The sequence below is a fragment of the Pseudidiomarina sp. PP-1MA genome (genome assembly GCF_041200125.1).
Classification (GTDB): Bacteria; Pseudomonadota; Gammaproteobacteria; order Enterobacterales; family Alteromonadaceae; genus Pseudidiomarina; species Pseudidiomarina fusca.
In genome coordinates this window covers 411,380-433,092 of the sequence record NZ_CP165718.1, presented here as the reverse complement: position 1 = coordinate 433,092, position 21,713 = coordinate 411,380, and the positions used below count along the sequence as shown (strand labels likewise).

18 protein-coding genes are annotated in these 21,713 nt (G+C 50.2%); 7 read left to right on the top strand and 11 right to left on the bottom strand.

The genetic code is table 11. The annotated features are described in order from the left end of the window. Positions 1-212: 212 nt before the first annotated feature. From ispB to mdh, 3 genes are read right to left on the bottom strand one after another with little or no spacing between them, the layout of a single operon-like run. Positions 213-1,184, bottom strand: coding sequence for an octaprenyl diphosphate synthase (gene ispB / locus AB8S08_RS02000; protein ID WP_313932970.1), 972 nt, complete (start codon positions 1,182-1,184; stop codon positions 213-215). A gap of 32 nt (positions 1,185-1,216) precedes the next feature. Further along, entirely contained in the window at positions 1,217-1,768 is a 552-nt protein-coding gene (locus AB8S08_RS01995; protein WP_369743273.1) for a rhomboid family intramembrane serine protease, read from the bottom strand. A 33-nt stretch (positions 1,769-1,801) separates the two neighbouring features. After that, positions 1,802-2,734, bottom strand: a complete 933-nt coding sequence (gene mdh / locus AB8S08_RS01990) for a malate dehydrogenase (RefSeq protein ID WP_110076703.1) — start codon at positions 2,732-2,734, stop codon at positions 1,802-1,804. A 179-nt stretch (positions 2,735-2,913) separates the two neighbouring features. Between mdh and argR the strand changes: the two genes are divergently transcribed. Beyond that, the gene (gene argR / locus AB8S08_RS01985) at positions 2,914-3,381 is read left to right on the top strand and encodes a transcriptional regulator ArgR (RefSeq protein ID WP_110076704.1); all 468 of its coding nucleotides are present in this window, start codon (positions 2,914-2,916) and stop codon (positions 3,379-3,381) included. Here the strand turns inward: argR and AB8S08_RS01980 are convergent. After that, positions 3,378-4,301 carry a Dyp-type peroxidase gene (locus tag AB8S08_RS01980; RefSeq protein ID WP_369743272.1) on the bottom strand — a complete coding sequence of 308 codons (924 nt, stop codon included), beginning with the start codon at positions 4,299-4,301 and terminating at the stop codon, positions 3,378-3,380. The two genes, argR and AB8S08_RS01980, sit on opposite strands and share 4 nt — an antisense overlap. Before the next feature lie 166 nt (positions 4,302-4,467). On the opposite strand from AB8S08_RS01980, the gene AB8S08_RS01975 reads away from it, so the two are divergent. Then, positions 4,468-6,273, top strand: a complete 1,806-nt coding sequence (locus AB8S08_RS01975; protein WP_369743271.1) for a DUF885 family protein — start codon at positions 4,468-4,470, stop codon at positions 6,271-6,273. Here AB8S08_RS01975 and AB8S08_RS01970 read toward each other — a convergent pair. From AB8S08_RS01970 to AB8S08_RS01945, 6 genes are read right to left on the bottom strand one after another with little or no spacing between them, the layout of a single operon-like run. Then, the gene (locus AB8S08_RS01970; RefSeq protein WP_369743269.1) at positions 6,270-7,601 is read right to left on the bottom strand and encodes a S41 family peptidase; all 1,332 of its coding nucleotides are present in this window, start codon (positions 7,599-7,601) and stop codon (positions 6,270-6,272) included. The genes AB8S08_RS01975 and AB8S08_RS01970 overlap by 4 nt on opposite strands. Beyond that, positions 7,585-8,520 carry a hypothetical protein gene (locus tag AB8S08_RS01965; protein WP_369743268.1) on the bottom strand — a complete coding sequence of 312 codons (936 nt, stop codon included), beginning with the start codon at positions 8,518-8,520 and terminating at the stop codon, positions 7,585-7,587. The genes AB8S08_RS01970 and AB8S08_RS01965 overlap by 17 nt, the downstream gene beginning before the upstream one ends. Before the next feature lies 1 nt (position 8,521). Then, positions 8,522-8,998 carry a hypothetical protein gene (locus AB8S08_RS01960; protein ID WP_369743267.1) on the bottom strand — a complete coding sequence of 159 codons (477 nt, stop codon included), beginning with the start codon at positions 8,996-8,998 and terminating at the stop codon, positions 8,522-8,524. Between the two features lie 50 nt (positions 8,999-9,048). Then, complete coding sequence (locus AB8S08_RS01955) at positions 9,049-10,314, bottom strand: hypothetical protein (RefSeq protein ID WP_146204101.1); 1,266 nt, start codon at positions 10,312-10,314, stop codon at positions 9,049-9,051. Further along, positions 10,271-10,906: a penicillin-binding protein activator LpoB gene (locus AB8S08_RS01950; protein ID WP_153826399.1), complete on the bottom strand. Its 636-nt coding sequence runs from the start codon at positions 10,904-10,906 to the stop codon at positions 10,271-10,273. The genes AB8S08_RS01955 and AB8S08_RS01950 overlap by 44 nt, the downstream gene beginning before the upstream one ends. Before the next feature lie 50 nt (positions 10,907-10,956). Next, the gene (locus AB8S08_RS01945) at positions 10,957-11,490 is read right to left on the bottom strand and encodes a hypothetical protein (protein ID WP_369743266.1); all 534 of its coding nucleotides are present in this window, start codon (positions 11,488-11,490) and stop codon (positions 10,957-10,959) included. Positions 11,491-11,848: 358 nt separating this feature from the next. On the opposite strand from AB8S08_RS01945, the gene acnB reads away from it, so the two are divergent. Continuing rightward, the gene (acnB, locus tag AB8S08_RS01940) at positions 11,849-14,437 is read left to right on the top strand and encodes a bifunctional aconitate hydratase 2/2-methylisocitrate dehydratase (RefSeq protein WP_369743265.1); all 2,589 of its coding nucleotides are present in this window, start codon (positions 11,849-11,851) and stop codon (positions 14,435-14,437) included. A 127-nt stretch (positions 14,438-14,564) separates the two neighbouring features. Beyond that, positions 14,565-15,692, top strand: coding sequence for an energy transducer TonB (locus AB8S08_RS01935; RefSeq protein WP_369743263.1), 1,128 nt, complete (start codon positions 14,565-14,567; stop codon positions 15,690-15,692). Here the strand turns inward: AB8S08_RS01935 and AB8S08_RS01930 are convergent. Next, positions 15,676-16,626, bottom strand: a complete 951-nt coding sequence (locus AB8S08_RS01930) for a LysR family transcriptional regulator (protein ID WP_369743261.1) — start codon at positions 16,624-16,626, stop codon at positions 15,676-15,678. The two genes, AB8S08_RS01935 and AB8S08_RS01930, sit on opposite strands and share 17 nt — an antisense overlap. Before the next feature lie 128 nt (positions 16,627-16,754). On the opposite strand from AB8S08_RS01930, the gene AB8S08_RS01925 reads away from it, so the two are divergent. Genes AB8S08_RS01925 through AB8S08_RS01915 form a run of 3 tightly spaced genes read left to right on the top strand, consistent with a single transcriptional unit; the run spans position 16,755 to position 21,696 of the window. Next, positions 16,755-17,852 carry an efflux RND transporter periplasmic adaptor subunit gene (locus AB8S08_RS01925; protein WP_369743259.1) on the top strand — a complete coding sequence of 366 codons (1,098 nt, stop codon included), beginning with the start codon at positions 16,755-16,757 and terminating at the stop codon, positions 17,850-17,852. After that, complete coding sequence (locus tag AB8S08_RS01920) at positions 17,852-20,947, top strand: efflux RND transporter permease subunit (protein WP_369743258.1); 3,096 nt, start codon at positions 17,852-17,854, stop codon at positions 20,945-20,947. Before AB8S08_RS01925 ends, AB8S08_RS01920 begins: the two co-directional genes overlap by 1 nt. Then, the gene (locus AB8S08_RS01915; protein ID WP_110075924.1) at positions 20,944-21,696 is read left to right on the top strand and encodes a 3',5'-cyclic-nucleotide phosphodiesterase; all 753 of its coding nucleotides are present in this window, start codon (positions 20,944-20,946) and stop codon (positions 21,694-21,696) included. Before AB8S08_RS01920 ends, AB8S08_RS01915 begins: the two co-directional genes overlap by 4 nt. The last annotated feature ends 17 nt before the right edge of the window (positions 21,697-21,713 follow it).

Genomic DNA, 21,713 nt, shown 5'->3' with positions numbered 1-21,713 from the left:
ATTTTCTCCGATTGATCCTCACCGAGGTGGTGAGGGTTTCTTTATTTAAATCTGGGCGCGAATTGTACATAAACTCGCGAGGCGAGTAAAGTGCAAATACGATGTTAGCTGTTAGCTATTAGCTATTAGCTATTAAGTGCGACACAAAACCGCTCTTGCTCTTCAAACCAATAGCTAATGACTTATAGCCAATCGCGCTCTTGCTCTTAAAATTACGCAATTCGGTCCACGGCGATGGCGGCGAGAGCGTGCAGTGCGTCGCGATAGGGCGATGGCGGTAGCTGTTGTAATTGTTGTTGGGCTAATTCGGCTTCGGCCAAGGCGCGGTTACGGGTGTATTCTAGTGCGCCGGTGCGCTGCATGGCAGCTAGTACCGCGGCTAAATGCTGGCGGCCATTGCCCTGCTCGATGGCTTGGCGAATCAGGTTAGCTTCGCTATCGTTGCCGTGCCACATGGCGTACAACAGCGGCAGCGTTGGCTTACCTTCGGCCAGGTCATCACCGGCTTGTTTACCCATAGTGTCGCTATCGGCGGTGTAATCCAACAAGTCATCGACCAGCTGGAAAGCGGTACCAAGGTGGCGGCCGTAGGCTGCTAACGCAGCTTCGACGGGCTCCGGCTGAGCTGCCAGTACCGCGCCTAACTGAGTGGCCGCTTCAAACAGTTTGCCGGTTTTGCCGTAAATCACCTCAAAGTAGCTGGTTTCTGTAGTGTCCGGGTCGTTACAGTTCATCAACTGCAGCACTTCGCCTTCAGAAATAATATTGGTGGCGTCAGCTAGGATTTTCATCACCTTCATGGAGTTTAAGGTGACCATTAATTGAAAGGCGCGCGTGTATAAAAAGTCACCAACCAGCACGCTGGCTTCGTTACCAAACACGGCGTTGGCGGTTTTTTCGCCGCGGCGTAATTCAGAAGCATCAACCACATCGTCATGTAACAAGGTAGCGGTGTGGATAAACTCGACGATAGTGGCTAACGTGAGATGGCCATGGCCTTGGTAACCCACGGCACGTGCGGCAGTTACTGCTAACAGTGGGCGCAAGCGTTTGCCGCCACTATTCACAATGTATAAGCCGAGTTGGTTAATCAGTGCTACATCTGACTGTAATTCGCTGCCAATTAATTGATTGACGCCGGCCATGTCTTCGGCCATTAACGCATTGATCTGTTTTAGGTTCATTGCTTAGTGCTGCTTAGCTGCCACAAGTAAAATCATGGCGCAGATTGTACACTATTTTTTGCTTGGGAGCAGCGAAAAACCACCAGCGCTAGCACAAATCCACTGACGATACCGCCACTATGGGCGTACAGTGCTATGCCTTCAACCAAGCTAGGAAAGCTAAAATCAAGCAGGCTTTTGATCAGGATACCTAGCACGATAGCAGCGCCGATCCATTGTTTAGCCAACGCATCTTGCAACGCGGCGTAGGCGAATAAGCCATACAAGGCGCCTGAAAAGCCGGCATAGATTTCGTGGCCTGGGGCAAACCAGAGTTGGCTCAGGCTACTTACGATGGCTACTGGGAGCAGGACCCACCAATCTTGATTTCGTTGCAATTGGGCCGGAAATAACAGCCAAGCAATCCAAATGCCAGCCACATTGAACCACAAATGGGCTTGGTCATGATGCATCAGGTTCGCGGTGAGGGGTTGCCACCAAGCGCCTGCATAAACTTGCGCGGTGACCATAAACCAGGCGGAATGCCAAGGTGTTAGCAGGTAATAACAGATAACAAGCAGAGCGCTAAGTGCACTAGGTACCATTAGGCTCTGCTTGAACGTCTTCAATGGTTTAGCTTACTTAACGAAGTCTAAACCAATTTGGATGTCGTTTTTCAAACCGTCTAACATGTCGGCTTTGGCTTTTTCTTCGTAAGCGCTTAATTCGCCGTAAGACAGGATTTCTTCAACACCGTTAGCGCCAAGGCGAACTGGGTGAGCGAAGAACAAGGCATCTTTACCGTCGGTTTCAACGTAAGTGCACTCTACAACGCTGTTGTCGCCTTGCAGTGCCTTCACCAGTGACAAGCAGAAGCGCGCTGCTGCTTGGCCCATAGATAAGGTAGCAGAGCCGCCGCCAGCTTTAGCTTCAACCACTTCAGTACCCGCATTTTGAATACGCTTAGTTAGCGCTTCAATTTGCTCGTCGGTAAAGCTTAGGCCTGTTTGTGACAACAATGGCAGGATGGTGGTGCCGCTGTGGCCACCAATCACAGGAACTGTGACTTCAGCTGGGTTTTTACCGTGAATTTCAGCCACAAACGTTTCTGCACGAATCACGTCTAAGGTAGTCACACCAAACAATTTGTTTTTGTTGTAAACGCCTTTTTTCTCTAACACTTTTTTAGCGATAGCAACGGTAGTATTCACTGGGTTGGTGATGATGCCGATGCAAGCCGTTGGGCAGTTGTCCGCAATAGCTTCGATCAGGTTAGCAACGATACCAGCGTTGATGTTGAACAGGTCAGAACGGTCCATACCTGGCTTACGTGGTACACCAGCTGGGATTAATACGATGTCGCTGCCCACTAACGCAGAAGCTAGGTCGTCTTTGCCGTAACCTTTTACGCTAACCGCCGTTGGGATGTGGCTGAGATCGACAGCAACACCAGGAACAACTGGCGCTACATCGTATAAAGCCAACTCTGTACCAACTGGTAATTGGGTTTTCAAAAGTAATGATAGTGCTTGACCGATACCACCGGCTGCACCTAAAACTGCAACTTTCATCTCAGACTCCATCCATTTATGTGGGGAAATTTAGGCCAAAAACTCTACTCTCTTTTAGCGAAAAATACAACGGGCGACCGCCTGACTAGGCGCTTATCTTGTATTGCTGTACACTCAGCAGCTACTCTGTAAATCCATAATAATAACTAGCAACCAGAAAATCATAGAGAGATATACCCATGGCCGACCCTAAAGCTGCTGATTTAATTGAAGCCTTCAAAGCGCTACTCAAAGAGGAGTGTTATGGCTCGCAGGGAGAGATTGTTGAACAGCTAAAAGAGCTTGGTTTTACTAACATTAGTCAGTCTAAAGTGTCGCGCATGTTGAGCAAGTACGGCGCCGTGCGCACCCGCAATGCGCGCCAAGAAATGGTCTATTGTTTACCCGCAGAATTAGGCATCCCGAGCACCCATGCGCCATTAACGCAGCTTGTTTTAGATATTCAACACAATGATGTGATGGTGATCATTCGAACCACCCCTGGCGCCGCCCAGTTGATCGCGCGGTTGTTAGATTCGGTGGGCAAGCAAGAAGGCGTACTCGGCACCATTGCCGGCGATGATACGATTTTTATTGCCCCGGTGAAGGTTGCGCAGATTGAAGAAACCATGCGCAACGTGCAACAGTTGTTCGATAGCGTCAGTTAGAGCTGTCCTTGCTGCTGTAAGAAATCAACGGACGGGGCAAAGTAAGCACTATTGCTGATGGCCTCGATGTAATCTAGCAGCGGATCGTAATCGCCTTGGCTATCGGCCAGATAACGTTGTTTGAGCCAGGTATGCAGATGGCTGGGTTGGCCGGTGCAATACAAGCCTAACAAGCCCTGCTCGCGCAAATTTCCCCATGGCATGTTCTGTCGTAGCAGCTCTAACGGTTGCTCGTTGGCATCCAGTAACCGCGCGGCACGGCTGTGGCTGACTTGGCTTAGCAAGGCTTCACTGATGCGCTCGCCGGTGACTTTTTTGCGCCCCATCACATGCTCTTGCATATCGGTGCTGAGCTGTTCCCAGCGGCGCAAATCGTGCCGAAATTTCTGCAAATAAATGTAGCTACCGGCGGCAAACACAGGATCATCCTGTACCAGTGCCACTTGGCGACGGCGCAGCCCCCGTGGATTATCAGGCGCTTCTATAAAGCCCAATAAATCACGGCCATCCATAAATCTGAAGGTGGTGATTTGCTCAACAAGCTCGACGTCATGACCAAGCCATTCAAGTAAGGTGCGAGCGGCTTGAAAGTTAACATCAAACCGATCCGAACGAATGTTGAGTAATAAATCGAAAGACTCCCGTGGCGCTTGTCGGTCGCCATCGCTCACCTCAGGAAAGCCGGTTAATTGTAACGGCCGCACATGACTGTAAAGAATATCCCAATAATCACTACCGATGGCCACCATGCCATTGAGCATGGCTTCAGAGAAACGTGCATCTAGGCCTTCGAGCAACATGGGAATCCGCGCCAGCTTACGCCGCACGGTATCCACCTCATCAGTCATCACGTTCAACAGTAACGTGATGCCGTGCAAATTAGGTTCTGCGTATACGCCTGATTGTGCTTGTGCCGTCATGGTCGCTTACCTACCTGGTAAATTCCTCGAAAAAAAACGCGTATCGGTCGATTAATGTTTGCAATTATCCGTTGGCCCCGCACAATGTTATGTTTGGTTAGTCTATTCTGCCAAGCTTTGTAGCAAAAAAGTAGTGTAGCAAAATAAATGTCTTTTTGGAGAACCTATGCGTACCCCTTCGTCTTACTTATCAACGGCTTTAGTTGCTGCCTTAGCGGTAACCCTTTCAGGCTGTGCTAGTAGTGGTGCTGGTACTGCTAGCGCTGATGCGCCAGCCGCCACTGCGGTTACCCGCGCGGCTAGTGCTGATCAAGCTTTTAGCGAGCTCGCTGATAGCATTTATCAGGCTTATTTGAACCAAGGCCGCGGAGTAGAACTAACGGATATGAGCCCAGTGGCGGTAACCGCACGCGCTGAGCAACAACGGCAATGGTTACAACAGTTGCAGCAAGTACCGGTAGCTGAGCTATCGCGCCAGCAGCAAATTAACCACCGAATGCTGGTTTATCGGCTCCAAAATGCCGTTGATAGCTACGATTACAACGACCATTACCAACCGCTCAATGCCGAGGGTGGCTTTCATAGCAATCTTAGTTTTATGGTTAGCAACACCGCCTTTCGCAGCGCCCAAGACTATCAAGATTACTTAACTCGGCTGCAATCTATTCCGCGTTATTTAGAGCAACAAACTGCATGGTTGCAACGCGGCTTGGCGGCTGGTTACAGTCAACCACAAGCGGCTATGAAGGGCTTTGAAGAAAGTATCAGCGCCTACATTGTGCAAGACCCAAGTGAGAGCGTGTTCTTTGCCCCTTTCACCGAAGCCAAACCAGCGTTTGTTAGCGACCAGCAGTGGCAACAATTTGGCGCTCGCGCGCAAGACATCATTGACGACGAGGTGGTGCCTGCCTATCAGCAATTGTTTAATTACATGGTGATGGATTATTTACCCAATAGTCGCACCAGCATCGGTGCGAGTGAGCTACCAAACGGTGCTGATTATTACCAAAACCGCATCAAGCATTACACCACTTTAGATTTGACCCCTGCTGAGATCCATCAAATGGGCTTAGCCGAAGTCAAACGTATCCGTAATGAGATGGCGTTAGTGATTGAAAAAACTGGCTTTGAAGGCAGTTTTGCAGAATTCACTGATTATTTACGCAACGACCCGAAGTTTTATCCGCAAAGTGCCGAGGAGCTGCTGCAATACGCGTCTTATATTGCTAAGAAGATGGATGGTGAGCTTCCTAAGTTCTTTAAATTGCTGCCGCGCCAGCCCTATGGCATAGCCCCGGTGCCAGCAGAGATTGCGCCTAAGTACACCACCGGCCGCTATGCTGGCACCAGTCGTGATGACCGTGCCAGCTTTTATTGGGTCAATACCTATGCACTGGAGCGCCGCCCGCTGTATCAGATGGAGGCGTTAACCTTGCACGAGGCGGTACCTGGACATCACTTGCAAGGAGCGCTAGCGCGTGAAATGGAAGACTTACCAGCTTACCGTCGCCACACGTACATTTCTGCTTTTGGCGAAGGTTGGGGCTTGTATGCCGAGTGGCTAGGTAAAGAAGCTGGTTTTTATCAAGACCCTTACAGTGACTTTGGTCGGCTCAGCTACGAAATGTGGCGTGCCGCTCGATTGGTGGTAGATACCGGCATGCACGCCATGGGTTGGAGCCGTGACCAAGCGATGGAGTTTATGGCTTCGAATACGGCACTAAGTATGCATAACGTGCAAACAGAAATTGATCGATACATTACCTGGCCTGGGCAAGCTTTGTCTTACAAACTAGGTGAGATGCTGATCCGTAAGCTACGCATTGAAGCCGAAGATGCCCTTGGTGCTCATTTTGATATTCGCGAGTTTCACCATCAGGTGCTGAAAAACGGCAGTGTGCCGCTCGATATTTTGGAACAAGAAGTACGGGCTTGGATTGATGCTAGCGTGCAAACGCAAGCCAACAGCTAACGCACCGGAAACACCCAAGTCGCCGGCAATTCCTGATCGGGAACTAAGCCGGTGCCTTCGGGTAACGCCTGACCATGACCGTCAAGCAGGGTGGCTGGGGCGTACATAGAGACCCCGATGATCCAGCCGTTGGGTAGGCTCTTCACAATGGTTGGCGAGAAGGCCCCGCGAGTGGTTTGGCCATGCAAGCTAAAGCCGCGTAAACGCAACGCTTGGGCTAAATGTTCAGCGGCACTGGCGGTTATTTCACTCACTAACACCCGCCCCCCTTGATACAGACGACTCAAATCGGGACGCCGTTGCTCGGTTAGCTGATGCTGATTGATACTCGCAAAAGGCAAAGGTTGCGCTTGCAAACTCAAGGCTAGTTGGCTGGCCAGTAGCAGGCTGCCACCTTCGTTGAAACGCAAATCTATGAGTAAGCTGGGGGGCTTGCCAAGGCTCTGACTGGCTTTTTTGAGATCGCTGGCGAGCTTATCTAACGCGCGTTGTAAGCAGCGCTGACCAGCCTCGCTATAACTCACTTCAACTTGCTGCAGGCCTTGTTGTGCGCTGGTAAAACCATGCAGCCGTAACACGCCCAGATAATATTCGCCAGAGCTCAGCAATCCCCACCACAAGGCTTGTTCGCAATCGTTATAGAGTACACTTTGTTGCAACTCCTGCTGCCATTGCTGGCGGGATAGTTCGCGTTGCGCCTCGCCCACAGTAAATGGGTTAACGCGATAATAAGCTCCAAGCTCGCGCGCCAGCACAAAGGCGTGGCGATCATCGCTATCTACCAAGACTTCGCGCACCAGTTGATACAAAGCGACGGACTTATCCGTATCGGTAAGGTTATGTTGAGCATCCAGCCGTTGCGCCTGATAGCGCCAGCGCAATAATTCCGTTTGGCTTAGGCCATGCTGAAACTGCGTAAGTACCTCGGCTAAGGTATCGATGACGGCGCTGGCGGAGGCCTCGGGTGGTTGCCGACAAGGAGCGGGTAACAAGGGTTCACGGGTAAAAAATACCGGTATGCCATCAGATAATCGGCGTAACACCAAGGTGTTGCGGCCCGCCCCCACCCATTCGTGCTGGCCCGGGTTGTAAGCACTAGAAAACACCCGTGGCAGTAAGCCGGCATCGGCACTCCAGCATTGGCTGGGCGTATATTGATAACGCGTTAACAGGCCGTCTTTGGCTTCAAGGTAGCTGTGGTAGTGGGCTGACCAATACACCCCATCGGCAATCTCTAACTGTTGTGGGGCTAAATTAGCCGTGCACCCACTGAGCGCCAGCAACAACCCGCCCAGCGCTAGTCTGCAGCGTTTAGAGATACCTGTCATACAATAACTGCAACGTTGCCTCTGCTGCTCGTTCACCTTGTTCTGCCCAAATTTCCAGCGGTTGCTCGATAACTTGATAACCGCCACGGTTTGCGCTCACACCTGCCACTTGGCGCTCACGCTCTAAATTGTAGCCACCGGCACGACCACGGTAAGACTGTGCTGCCTGTGGAATTTTAATGCGCTCGTCTGCCAGCAAGGTGGCATCTGTCATGGAGGTCATGCTGATATGGTAACCAATCGGTTCATAGTTCAACGTTTGCTCGCGGTAGGGCAAGACTTCTATCAACAGCTTAGTATGTTTACGCAGCATGTCCATTTCTAGGCGCTGCTGGTCATCCTGCGGATTACGCTCGGTACTAGAGCGGATTTCGGCGTCTAGCAGCCGCATGGCCACCGCCCGATTTACCAAACGCACCCCGTATTTAAGCAAGGTGCCTTGATAGCCGCGTTGATACTCTTGCCATTGTGCCGGCGTGAGCATAGGGTCGCGATAATCACCTTGGCTACGTCGCTGCTCTACCCCAATCTGGATATCTTGCGAGCTGGGTGTAAAGGTGCCTTCGGTACCTGTAGCTTGGCTATTGATACTTACCCGCCGTTGCATCTGCCAATCCGACACCATGGCACTGAAGGGCTCACCTACTAACATGATCAGTTGCGGGCGCCCTGCTGCGTCATAGGCTGCACGAAAGGTCGCCTCATCTACCTTGATTAAGGACTTAGGAGCAGCTCGTTCTGCGCGAGCACGATCAAAATAAGACTCTTTAAGCATAGGTTGGGCGGGAGCATCTTGTTGCTTTAGTGGAGTACTGGCTACGGGCCAAGTCGCCAGGCCTAGCCCCAAGGCCGCCAACAGCAACTTGGTGGGCCCTAAAAACTTACCAGTAACACTCGAACGATCAGCATACCTGTTCATGTTAGCGTCCTTCGCGTAGCTCAACTAAAAAGTAGGCGGCACGGTCGTTCAGTGAAGTTTCTTTATAGATAGCCGTGCCATTGGCTGGTACATACACCCGCCGCCACATAGTTTCATCCATCAAAGGCGCTTGGTTGGCATCAAAAAACAACGCCTTGCCTTCAATTTGTAAATCGTAGTCGGTACGGTTACGAATCATGGTCCAGACTTCTAATTGCCCAGTTGCGCTGTTACTGATGCCGCTGCGATCAAGAGTTACTTTAACCGTATCTTGTACCCGCTCACCAAAGATGGTTTTGGTGATATCAGTGCGGTTAAGCTGATGATCAATAAATACTATGGTGTTCATTTCATTGGTGGTGGTGCGCTGCACTGGGTGCGCGCCTTGGTAGCCGTTTTGGGTGGTACTGCCGCAGCCTGCTGCCAGCAAGGTGACCGCTGCAATAGCTACTAACTTGGTGCCTAAATGACTGTTCATTGTTGTTATCCTTCTGCTGCCGATGCCATCATCTTGTTTAGAATGCTGACTCAGCGCGCGCGTGAGCTATGCCAAATCAGATGATTGCCACGCTGATCTTGATAATGCCGAAACACCCCGGACGGGAGTGAGACCGGCTGTCCGTCTAAATCTGCATAAGTTGCCTGCCAATCACTAATATCAGTGGGCGAGCCGGAAAAGGTGCTGACATGAATGGCATCCGGCAAACTAGCCCAGTAACGCGTGTCTGCGCGCGGTTTAACATTGGCCGATAACGCCATGCTAGCCACCCCAATCAAGGCCAAAGTATTACCCACCTGCCCGCTACTGCCGCCAACTGCCGGTGACCAGACTCGTGCCGCTACCCCTAACTTAGCTAAATCCGCACCAATATCCGCGGTGGTATTGGCAAAACTAGCTTTGCCTTCAATAATCGCATCTACTGGCCTACCGCCACGTGAGGTGGCTTGCCAGTAAACACTCTCAATAGGAGCTAACTGTTGCGTTTGCCCCGCCATGGTTAGGGTGACTTGTTTCTCGGTGAAATTTTTACCCGGGCGAAACACCAGCTCGTAATGGCCCATACCGTCGGCTAATTTACGCGGCGCAAAGCCCGTTTCAGCTAGCACAAGTACATTATCGTTGGCATCAGGAATGACGATATCTGGCCGCAATTGCTGTAACTCAGCGTACGCCTCAGCGGCTAAGCCGGGGCTGCCCATTTTTTGCGCCGACCAGCCGGCCAGCAACAATAGCACCGCAAAATCAGCACGATTCTGTTCTTCTTCGGCAAAGGCATCTTGCAACAGCCCGCTGATAAAACTGGCGCGAGCATTGTCGTACTCACCGTCAGCTAGGTAAATCAGGCCACGATAGTAGTAGGCCATAGCACGTTCGTAGGGCTCACCTTTGAAGTCTTTGCGGCCTTCTTCGTGCCACAGGCTGCGCGCTTGAAGTGCGGCTTGGTTATCTGCATACACAGTTTCAATCACCGCTAGCGCAGCATCAAAGTTCTCGCGGGCAAGATCGAGATCGCCCCGATAAAAAGCAGCGGTTCCTATCTCCATGCGGTTGAGTACTTCGTTACGCTTACCCTCGGCAAATAGCTTTTGATACTGTGCTTGGGCATAGCTGGGTTGCTCTGCCACCCTGCTTTGCTCTTGCTGATTAAGCTGCAAGGGTTGGTAAGTAGCTGGCCCCGTGGCTCCACAGGCGGCTACCGCTAAACTGACAACGGCCAGCCCCGCCAGCCGCACCGTCTGCTTTGCCGTATTAGCGGTAGATGATGTCATCTTGCGCGGTTTTCTGGAATTCATACATGCCGCTCCACACATAAGTGCCAAGTTCTAGATCGATTAACTCAAAGGTAATTTGATGGTAACGCGAGCGCTCTTGGCTACGGGTATCCATCGCATCAAGGGACATGATCCGCCCTACTAAGCGAAAATCTGCGCCAGCAGTAGCTTGGGTGCTACGAATGGTACCGCCATCCACCACGCCCATCCGCTTCAGTTCACGCTCTTTCTCAACCATATCGGCAAATTCCCGGCCGACGAAGGTTAGTCGACCATTGGCGGCACGATTCAGGTTGATGCGTAAGCGGTCGGTGAGCATGTTTTTGTTGATGCGCGACGAGCTCTCGTTGGTAAAATATTCGCTGTCGATAATGATGCGGGGGGCGATCTCGCGATTCACCAATTGCGGGTTGCTGAGCATATCGCGCATCATTTGGTCGGTGACCGCCATGATGTCTTGGGACTCAACCCCTACCCCTTGGATTTTGCCCGGTGACCGCGCATCTTCATAGACGGTGGCGCGGCCGGCACTGTTATCAATCTTGGTGGCACCGCAGCCGGTGAGCAAGAGCCCACCGATCAGCGTGATGCCGGTTAATACGAACTGTCTCATGGTAACGTCCTCATTGCAGCTTGTTTGATAGGCTGACGGGTAGGATTAAGTTAGTAACTGACACCCGCCCCAGCTGAGGCGTTATAAAGGTACTGCATGTAGTTGGTTTTCATCTCTGGATAAATCGACATCACTGAATTAAGCGCATCTTGATAATGCGGATGCGAGGAATGATTCACATACATCCAAACCGCTAAATCTTGCAGCGAGTTAAACGAGATATCTGAGCTACCACGAATCACTTCTTCGCCACCGGCCATCTCTAGCGCCACTTCGCGGCCGATACTTTCACCCACAGCCTGACCAAGCATGCCACCAAAGAAAGGAATATTTTCAGCTAGTTTTTGGCCTGCATAGGCTCCGGCCATACCACCGATAGAGCTACCCATTTCGGCATTTCGGGCGTTATTAACCCACTCGGCTAGCACCCCGTCTGAGGTGTAGGGACTCATGTAACTACCACTGTTACCTTGAATTGGGGTTGGTGATCTTAGTTGATTAGGTTGGGCCAATTGCGGCCCCATAGCACAGGCGGTCAGTAACAAAGATAGGCATACGGCAAGTAGTAATTTGATGTTGTTCATAACAGCTCTCCATTGAGCTCAAAGTTTTGTCTAGTCGTTATGATTTAATAGGAGATTTTAATCAAACAGCCGTAAAACCTAGGATTAATCATAACTTTTGTTATTGGCACTGCTTAATTTACAGGCAGCAAAGTAAAGATTATGCAAAGATTCTATTTTATCAAGGCGATAGCCATCACAAATGTTTAACCGTTTGTTTTGTTATCAGTTTTAATTATCAGTTATGTCTTGCTTGTTTAGTATTCATCATGTTTATCGCAAAAATATGCGTGAAAACACTTATGCCAATTCAAATATGTAACAAAAGCCCGTATAATTCGTGGCACTTTATTAACCGCAACAGCAAAAGGGGTACCCAGTGCTGCAAGAATATCGTAAGCATGTCGAAGAGCGGGCCGCAGAAGGCATTCCGCCAAAGCCACTGACAGCAGAGCAAGTTGCTGATTTAGTAGAATTATTAAAAAACCCACCAGCGGGCGAAGAAGACTTCCTAGTCGAGCTAGTGTCTGAGCGTGTACCGCCAGGCGTAGACGAAGCTGCTTATGTTAAAGCCGGCTTTTTATCAGCCATCGTTAAAGGCGAAACCAGCAGCCCTATCATTAGCAAAGAAGCCGCTGTTGCTTTGTTAGGTAACATGCACGGTGGTTATAACATCGTGACCCTAGTAGAGCTGCTAGACGACGCTGAATTAGGCGAGTTAGCCGCAGAAGAATTGAAGCATACCCTACTGATGTTCGATGCCTTCCACGATGTGGAAGAGAAAATGAAAAAGGGTAACCAGCTAGCCAAGCAAGTGATTGAATCATGGGCTGAGGCTGAATGGTTTACCAGCCGTGATGAATTGCCTGAAGCAATCAAAACTACCGTCTTCAAAGTCACTGGTGAAACTAACACCGACGACTTGTCACCAGCGCCAGACGCTTGGTCTCGTCCAGATATCCCATTACATGCTAAAGCCATGTACAAAATGCCACGCGAAGGTATTACTGACGCGGCTAAGCAAATTGAAGAGCTGAAGCAAAAAGGCCACCCAGTCGCATTTGTAGGTGACGTGGTTGGTACAGGTTCATCACGTAAATCAGCCACCAACTCAGTGTTGTGGTTTATTGGTGAAGACATGCCTGGTACGCCAAACAAGCGTGCTGGTGGTATCTGTATTGGTGGCAAAGTAGCGCCAATCTTCTTCAACACCATGAAAGACGCCGGTGCGTTAGTGTTTGAAGCAGATGTAGAAAAAATGAACATGGGTGATGTGATTACCATCTACCCTTATGCTGGCAAAATTGAAAACGAAGCTGGCGAAGTGATTGCTGAGTACGACTATGCCTCGCGCGTGATTTTAGACGAAGTACGCGCTGGCGGTCGGATCAACCTGATCATCGGTCGTGGTTTAACTGAAAAAGCTCGCGAAGCTCTAGGTTTAGGTCCGTCTGAGCTATTCTTGAAGCCAGAGCAGCCAGCAGATACAGGTAAAGGCTACACCTTAGCGCAGAAAATGGTCGGTAAGGCTTGTGGTATGGCTGGCGTCCGTCCGGGTACTTATTGCGAGCCGAAAATGACCACCGTGGGCTCACAAGACACTACCGGCCCAATGACACGTGACGAGCTGAAAGATTTAGCTTGTTTAGGCTTTACTGCTGATTTGACCATGCAGTCATTCTGCCATACCGCGGCTTATCCAAAACCTGTTGATATTGAAACCCAGCATACTCTGCCTGATTTCATCATGAACCGTGGCGGCGTAAGTTTGCGTCCAGGGGACGGAATCATCCACAGCTGGTTAAACCGCATGTTGTTACCTGATACCGTAGGTACTGGTGGCGACTCACACACCCGTTTCCCGCTAGGTATTTCATTCCCAGCAGGTTCAGGCTTGGTTGCTTTCGCAGCTGCTACCGGCGTCATGCCACTAGATATGCCTGAATCAGTATTAGTGCGCTTTAAAGGCGAGATGCAGCCTGGTATCACCTTACGTGATTTGGTTCATGCCATTCCTGCCTTTGCTATCAAAGAAGGTTTATTGACCGTAGAAAAACGCGGCAAGAAAAACATCTTCTCTGGCCGCATCTTAGAAATCGAAGGCCTTGATCACTTAACCGTTGAGCAAGCCTTTGAATTATCTGATGCGTCAGCCGAACGTTCAGCTGCGGGTTGTACCATCAACTTGTCAGAAGAGTCGGTCGCTGAGTACTTGCGTTCTAACATCACCATGTTGCGTTGGATGATCAACGAAGGCTACGGCGATGCCCGTACCCTTGAGCGTCGCGCACGTAAAATGGAAGAATGGTTAGCGAACCCGCAATTAATGCGTGCTGATGCTGACGCTGAATACACTGCGGTTATCGAGATCGATTTAGCTGACATTAAAGAGCCGATTGTTTGTTGTCCGAACGACCCAGACGACGCTAAATTCTTAAGCGAAGTTGCTGGCGATAAAGTAGACGAAGTGTTTATTGGTTCTTGTATGACCAACATTGGTCACTTCCGTGCGGCTGGTAAGTTGTTAGAGAAAAACACCGAAGAGCTCAACACGCGTCTGTGGATTGCGCCGCCAACCAAAATGGACGAAGCGCAACTACGTGAAGAAGGTTACTACAACATCTACGCAAACAATGGCGTGCGCACTGAAATGCCAGGCTGTTCATTGTGTATGGGTAACCAAGCACGAGTAGAGCCAGGTGCAACGGTATTATCTACCTCTACGCGTAACTTCCCGAACCGTTTAGGCGACGGCGCTAACGTGTACTTAACTTCAGCTGAATTAGCTGCCGTGGGTGCGATTTTAGGTAAATTACCAACGCCTGCAGAGTACATGGAATACGCTAAAGATATTAACTCAATGGCTGGTGAAGTTTATAAGTACTTAAACTTTGATCAAATGGATGCCTTCCGTGCGGCTGAAGCTGCGGCGAAAGCAAACATCATTCCGACCATTAACCTAGGTTAATGTAAGTAAAAAAAAGAGCTGGCCCCAGGTCAGCTCTTTTTTATTGCGCGATCTGTAAATCATTTGCCTTCGCTATTCTTGTTTGTTATTTTTTAAAAAAATATAACAATAACGACAAGGATTTCTCATGCATCTCATGGTTCGCAATTTGCTATTAAGCGCAGGGTTACTTGGTGCTTCACTCATGGCCCCGCAAGCGCTAGCTGAGACTGCAGCCAAGACCAGCGCAGCAAACGCCTTTGAGCAGGCCTATGCTGCCTTACAGCAAGCGCACCAGCAACAACTCCCTAGCCACGAGCTAAGAAGCTACGCGCAAAGCGCCTATCAAGCGGCCAGTGCCTATTTTGGTGACGAGCACATCAATACGGCTAAAATGAAACTGTCCTTTCTGAATGTGTTAACTCCGAGCCAGCACAGCAGCGGTGATTTTGCTGACCTTGCTACCAGCGTGCTCGATACCTACGAAAGCGAATACGGCGCCGACGCCGATGAACTGATCCCGGCGCTGATGATGGTGTTACGAACGCAACCCGTGCGCGCTCATTTACGCAAAAACCGAGCCCTATTTGAACGCTTAATCGAAGCGGCAGAACGCTCTCCTAGCCTTAGCGTTGAACAACAACTACGACTCAAAATTGACGCTGCCACCTTGTTGTTGGCACAAGGCAACCCAGCTAGTCGAGCCCTGCTTGATTTTCCTGAACAAGCTCAGCAACAGCTTGGCGCAAGCCATGACTTAACTTTGTTGGCAGAGTTCTCAGCGGCTCGTTATTTAGAAGTGAACCAACAAACCCGAAGTGCAACTGACTACTTTGAGAAAATCAGCCAACACCCATTTACTGAGCAAGCCTCAGAGACCCAACTGAGTATCAAGTACATGAGCCATGCGCGTTTGGTTGCTACGTATGAAGGCATTGGTGAAAGCGATAAAGCCACCAAGCATTGTTTAGCTATTGCCGCTATGGGGCGCGGTATTGGTGACGAAGAAGAACCGACCCCGATTTATCGAGTGAACCCGAAGTTTCCGCCTAGCATGGCGCGTGACGGTCATAGCGGTTCAACGGTCTTGATGTTTGATATTAATAAGCTAGGCATGGTGGAAAATATTCGAGTCGAAGAAGCCAGCCATAAAGCTTGGGCTCGGGCCGCCACCAAAGCCTTGCAGCAGTGGCGCTATGCACCGCGGTATGTGAATGGGGCCAGTGTCGATACCGTCAATCGCAAAGTTGTCTTTGACTTTAATATTCGCCGCTAGCATCACTACTAGTATCACCATGAGCACCAGCAAAATACTGCCAAATCAGCCGTTCAGCTGGGCCAGCTAAGCGTTCCGCTGAACGAACCATGTGTACCTCTAGGTTCACCTGATTAATAAAACCCGGAATATCAATAGGCCGCAACATCTGTTGTGCGATGGCATCACCGACCAGATCGCCGGGGATGATCCCCCATCCCATCCCAGCTAGCAATAACTCGCGTTGGGTGATGGAGTCATTCACCCGAATTCGCTGCTGACCGGGCATCCGTAAAATAATATCAAGATCAATACCAACATCTTGATTTTGCGGGATCAACATGGGCAAATCCAGCAAGTCTTGGCGTGATACTTTTATTGCTGCAGGATGAATTGCCGCGGGGTCAACTAAACCAGCTTGCTGCAACAGCGCTGGTGCTACCACAATCAGTAATTCAAACGGTCGCACCCTTACCGTCTCAAAATCACCGTGCTGACGAAACACAGGTAACCAAGGGCACAGCGCCAATTCAGCTTCGCCGTCGCGAATTCTGCGTAACGAGCGCAACTGGGAATCGCCGCTTAGCAATAACTCCGTTGCCGGAAAGGTCTGCTGTAACTGCTGCAGCGCGGGAAATAATACCGCCGGTGCACAGGTGTAGTCATAAGAAATCCGTAACTGCGGCTCAGCCCCGGTGCGTAATTGCTGGGTGAGTGATTGCAGTCGTTGATTTTGCCGAATCACCTCACTGGCCTGGCGCAGAAACTGTTGGCCACGCTGTGTAAGCGCTAAGCGATAGCCACTGCGATCCAATAATTTGAAACCAGCTTCCTGCTCGAGGTTTTTTAGTGCCATACTGACCGCAGCTTGGGTGCGATGCATGCGTTCAGCAACGGCTTGCACCGAACCGACTTCAGCCAAATGAATGAGCATTTCTAGTTGGTTCAGCTTCATCGTTAACCCTATAAGTTTTTCTTAATATGTTTTTAATTTTTATTCAGTACTACTTTAGCTTTGCTTTGGCTAAAATAACAGCCTAAGTTTTATCAAACGCTTGGAACATTCCACGCTGAGGTTACTCTATGAACTATCCAGCTCGTCTAGTTACTTGGTCTTTGTTCGCGGTTGCTGTTCTCAGCACCAGCGCATGTTCTCCAGCTCCAGAAGCAGCTGCGCCAACGGCTGTCGCTCAACCGGTGAAGTTAATGACGGTTAGCTACGGTCAGGGAGAACGGATTCGCCGCTTCCCAGCTGTGGTTGAAGCTGCGCAAGTGGCACAACTGGCATTTCGAGTCGCTGGTGAAATTACCGAGTTTCCGGTCAAGGCTGGTCATGATGTGAGTCAGGGGCAGTTAATTGCCAAGCTAGACCCAACTGACTACCAATTGGTGCTCGACCAAGCACAAGCTCGGTTTGAGTTAGCCCAAGCACAATTTACTCGTACTGAGAATTTGGTGGCGCAAGGGGTGATTTCACCGCAACAGTTTGATGAAGTTAAATCTAACCTCGAAGTGGCCCGCGCGAACCTAGAGACGGCCAAGGCGAATGTGCGATACACCGAATTACGCGCGCCTTTTGCCGGTACCGTGGCTCATGTTTTTGTTGAGCGTTACGAAACCGTGCAACCCCAGCAAGCTATTGCCACTATTCAGCTCAGTAATGCCGTAGACGTGAGTATTCGGGTGCCTGAGAGTTTATTTGCACGTGTACAAAGACAGACAGATTATCAACCGGATGTGATCTTTGCAGCAGCCCCAGAGCGTCGTTTCAAAGCCACTCTTAAAGAATGGGATGCTACTGCAGACCCGGCTACCAACACCTATAAAGTGGTGTTCACCTTACCGGTACCGACAGACTTAAACGTACTCCCAGGCATGTCTGCCGCCCTTGAGGTAGACGCTAGCGCCATTGCTCAACAAGCAGCAGCGGCCATTATTGTGCCTAGTTCAGCGGTGTTTTCACCAGCCACCCAAGCGGCTAGCAGCGGTCATGCCGTATGGGTCTATCAGCCAGAGGCCGGCGTGGTTGAGCTACGTCCGATTACCATAGGTGCGGTAACCAATCACGGCATTGAGGTGACCGCAGGCCTAGTCGATGGCGAGCAAATTGTCGTTGCTGGAGTGCATGCATTAACAGACCAGCAGCAGGTACGGCCATGGACTAAAGAGCGAGGTCTGTAATGAATATCGCTCGTTACAGTATGAAGCGCACCACCACCAGCTGGATGGTGCTATTTATTCTCTTACTTGGCGGGATTATCGCGCTGCTTAATATTGGTCGCTTAGAAGATCCTGAATTTACGCTGAAGCAAGCCATGGTCATTACCCAATACCCTGGCGCAACGGCGCAACAAGTTGAGGAAGAAGTCACCTACAAGCTGGAAAATGCCATCCAGCAACTGGCCAATGTTGACCACATTACTTCGGTCTCTAAACCCGGGCTTAGCCAAATCACCGTAGAAATGCAAAGTACCTTGCGCAAACATCAGATGCCACAGGTGTGGGATGAGTTACGGCGCAAGATTAACGATGCCCAGCCTCAACTTCCGCCCGGCAGTGGGGTGCCCATGGTGAAAGATGACTTTGCGGATGTGTATGGCATGACTTTTGCGATTTCCGGCCCCGGCTACAGTTATCAAGACATTGCTGATTACACCGATTTTTTACGCCGCGAACTGGTGCTAGTGAAAGGCATAGGTAAGGTGATGGTAGCCGGCAAACAGAACGAGCAAGTGATTGTCGAAGTGTCGCGCGAGAAGCTTGCTAACTTTGGTATTGCTCCACAGCAGTTGGTGAATCTACTGCAAACACAAAATGCGGTTAGCGATGCCGGCCGCGTGCAAATTGGTGAGGAGCGCATCCGTTTGCAAACCAGTGGTGAATTCCAAGATGTCGCCGCACTCGCTGATTTGATGATCAGTAACCCAGGCGCAGAAGAGCGGATTTTATTACGCGATGTGGCCACTGTAACTCGCGAATATCAAGAAATCCCAACCCATATGGTGCGTTACAACGGGCAAGAATCTTTATGGCTAGCACTGTCTTTTGCTCCTGGCGTGAACGTGGTGGAAGTAGGTGAACGCGTTACTGCTAAATTGGCTGAGTTAGAATACGCCCAACCGGTCGGCATGCAGATCAGCAACATCTACGATCAACCCAGTGAAGTGGATAAATCTGTCACCAACTTTCTTATCAACCTAGCCGAAGCCGTGGTGATTGTGGTGGTAGCCTTGTTGGTGACCATGGGGCTGAGATCTGGCGTGTTGATTGGTAGTGTGCTGCTAGTGACCGTGCTCGGTAGTTTTATCTTCATGTATTTAATGGATATTCAGCTGCAACGGGTCTCTCTTGGCGCTTTGATTATTGCCTTAGGCATGTTAGTTGATAACGCCATAGTCGTGGCCGAAGGTATGCTGGTTGGGGTGCGACGTGGTTTGTCGCGGATTCAAGCCGCCAGCGACGTGGTGCAACAAAATTTATGGCCACTGCTGGGGGCGACAGCGATTGCCATCATTGCCTTTGCGCCGATTGGGCTATCTAAAGATGCTAGCGGTGAATACGCCAACTCGTTGTTCTGGGTGCTGTTCATATCGCTGCTATTGAGTTGGTTTACTGCCATCACTCTCACGCCGTTCTTGGGTAATATTCTGTTTCGCAAAGATGCTCGCGCGCGTAGCGCTATCGAACAGCCCGAAGATGATGACCATGTTTATCAACACTGGGTATTTCTAGGCTACCGCAAGCTTTTGCTGGGCTTTTTAAGTTGGCGAAAAACCACGGTAGCCGTGATGTTGGCGCTGTTGGTGCTGGCTGGATATGGTTTTACTAGCGTAAAACAGTCTTTCTTTCCGCCCAGTACCACGCCGATGGCCTTTATTGATTTATGGTACCCGCAAGGAACCGATATTCGCTCGACCTCACAGCAGGTGAAACAGCTTGAACATTACTTGCAACAAGAGTACTTGCAACAAACAGAAGCAGGCCAAGAAGCTGCTGGCTTAGATTTTGTTGCCACCACCATAGGCCAAGGCGCTCCTAGGTTTACCCTCACCTATATGGTCGAAAAATCCTACGAAAGCTATGCCCAGTTGATTCTGCGTGGTACCGATAATCAGCATTTGCAACGGATACTCGAGCAATTTGAAGGCTACCTGCAACAGCAGCAGCCCGATGTTGAATTTAAGATCAAGCCCATTGAAATGGGCCCCTCCCAAACAGCGAAGCTCGAAGCGCGCTTCAGCGGCCCTGACCCGTTAGTGCTGCGTCAACTTGCAGACCAGGCTCGGCAGATTATGGCAGCCGATGCTGGGGTTCATAATCTGCGCGATAACTGGCGCCAACGCACCAAAGTGCTCGAAGTAGACTTTAATGAAGCCGCGGCGCGACGGTTAGGCATTACCAAACAAGACGTTGATGATGTACTTAAACGTAATTTCACCGGGCAAACGGTGGGAGTCTATCGCGATGGTACCGAGTTACTGCCGATTTTGGTTCGAGCGCCAGCACCGGAACGTAGCGATCTCGATAACTGGTTTGAGCTGCAAGTTTATAGCTCGGCGTTGCAACAGCATATTCCGCTGGGTCAGGTGGTGCATGGCATTCAGCTTGCCGCCGAAGATTACCTGATTGTGCGACGCGACCGGAAAAGAACCATCACAGTGATGGCTGATCATGATATTTTCTCTGGCGAAACGCCCGCTATGGTGTTAGCCCGAGTGCGCCCAGATATTGAAGCCATTCCCTTGCCGCTCGGCTATGAGTTAAGCTGGGGTGGTGAGTTTGAGGCATCACAAAAAGCCACTGGCGCAGTGTTTCAAGCCTTGCCATTGGCGTTTTTGGTGATGTTCATTATTACTGTGTTGCTGTTTAGCTCTATCCGTCAAGCTGGGGTACTGTGGACCACAGTTCCCTTGAGTCTGATTGGGGTTACTCTGGGGCTGTGGCTCACTGATCAGCCCTTTGGTTTTATGGCGTTATTAGGCTTTTTAAGTTTATCGGGCATGTTAGTTAAAAATGGCGTGGTCTTATTAGAACAAGTGCGCGTAGAATTAAGTGCTGGTAAAGCAGCCATAACGGCACTGGTGGACGCCTCCGTGAGTAGGGTGCGCCCCGTCGCTATGACTGCCGCCACCACGATTGTGGGGATGATTCCGCTGCTGTTTGATGACTTCTTTGTGAGCATGGCAGTGGTGATCATGTTTGGCTTGGGCTTTGCAACCTTACTTACCTTGGTTGTGGTGCCGGTGATGTATGCGTTGGTGATGCGAGTAAAATGAATATAGCAGTGTTAGGAGCAAGTGGTGGCCTCGGTGGCATGACCGGTAGTACCTGTGTGCAAGTTTCAGAACGTATTCTGATTGATGTAGGTACTGGTGTCAGCCAATTGTTGTTAAAGCAGATGCAGCAAGTGCGGCATATTTTCATTACTCACAGCCACAGTGATCATATCGCTTGTTTACCTATGCTGTTAGGTAACTTATTTAATGTTGCTGATGCTGGTGAACCTGTGACCGTCTATGGCTCGGCCGATACTATTGCGGCTATCCAAGCGCATGTGTTTAATTGGGTCATCTGGCCCGATATGCAGGAACTACCCAGCAAAGCAGCACCACTGTTGCGCTTACAAACCATCACTGCAGGCCAAACCATTGCTATTGATGGCATTAGCCTGACCCCTTTTGCCACCTATCATACGGTGCCAACCTTCGGTTATTCTATTTGCAAAGAGCAGCAACACACAGTGTATGTGGCCGATACCGGCTATGCCAGCAGTCTGGTTGAACAGATTAATCAGCTGGGAGTGATTGACGATATTATTCTGGAGTGTAGCTTTCCTAATGAGTTGGCAGCAGTGGCCAAGCAAAGCTGTCATTTGACCCCACAGCTATGTTTGCAACTCTTAGCTGAGTTGACGCAACCGCCAAAACGGGTATGGATCAATCATTTAAAACCAGATGTGGCGGATGAAGTACATAAACAATTGCGGCAGCAGCACCCACCACAGGGCTGGCAGGTGCTGCTATAACTTGCCGCTCAACAATG

Coding starts and splice junctions, on each gene's coding strand:
- AB8S08_RS01920 (WP_369743258.1), top strand. CDS start 17,852: ATGAATATCGCTCGTTACAGTATGAAGCGCACCACCACCAGCTGGATG.
- AB8S08_RS01935 (WP_369743263.1), top strand. CDS start 14,565: ATGCATCTCATGGTTCGCAATTTGCTATTAAGCGCAGGGTTACTTGGT.
- AB8S08_RS01945 (WP_369743266.1), bottom strand. CDS start 11,490: ATGAACAACATCAAATTACTACTTGCCGTATGCCTATCTTTGTTACTG.
- AB8S08_RS01970 (WP_369743269.1), bottom strand. CDS start 7,601: ATGACAGGTATCTCTAAACGCTGCAGACTAGCGCTGGGCGGGTTGTTG.
- argR (WP_110076704.1), top strand. CDS start 2,914: ATGGCCGACCCTAAAGCTGCTGATTTAATTGAAGCCTTCAAAGCGCTA.
- AB8S08_RS01955 (WP_146204101.1), bottom strand. CDS start 10,314: ATGAATTCCAGAAAACCGCGCAAGATGACATCATCTACCGCTAATACG.
- AB8S08_RS01930 (WP_369743261.1), bottom strand. CDS start 16,626: ATGAAGCTGAACCAACTAGAAATGCTCATTCATTTGGCTGAAGTCGGT.
- AB8S08_RS01995 (WP_369743273.1), bottom strand. CDS start 1,768: ATGGTACCTAGTGCACTTAGCGCTCTGCTTGTTATCTGTTATTACCTG.
- mdh (WP_110076703.1), bottom strand. CDS start 2,734: ATGAAAGTTGCAGTTTTAGGTGCAGCCGGTGGTATCGGTCAAGCACTA.
- AB8S08_RS01975 (WP_369743271.1), top strand. CDS start 4,468: ATGCGTACCCCTTCGTCTTACTTATCAACGGCTTTAGTTGCTGCCTTA.
- AB8S08_RS01950 (WP_153826399.1), bottom strand. CDS start 10,906: ATGAGACAGTTCGTATTAACCGGCATCACGCTGATCGGTGGGCTCTTG.
- AB8S08_RS01965 (WP_369743268.1), bottom strand. CDS start 8,520: ATGAACAGGTATGCTGATCGTTCGAGTGTTACTGGTAAGTTTTTAGGG.
- AB8S08_RS01980 (WP_369743272.1), bottom strand. CDS start 4,301: ATGACGGCACAAGCACAATCAGGCGTATACGCAGAACCTAATTTGCAC.
- ispB (WP_313932970.1), bottom strand. CDS start 1,184: ATGAACCTAAAACAGATCAATGCGTTAATGGCCGAAGACATGGCCGGC.
- AB8S08_RS01960 (WP_369743267.1), bottom strand. CDS start 8,998: ATGAACAGTCATTTAGGCACCAAGTTAGTAGCTATTGCAGCGGTCACC.
- AB8S08_RS01915 (WP_110075924.1), top strand. CDS start 20,944: ATGAATATAGCAGTGTTAGGAGCAAGTGGTGGCCTCGGTGGCATGACC.
- AB8S08_RS01925 (WP_369743259.1), top strand. CDS start 16,755: ATGAACTATCCAGCTCGTCTAGTTACTTGGTCTTTGTTCGCGGTTGCT.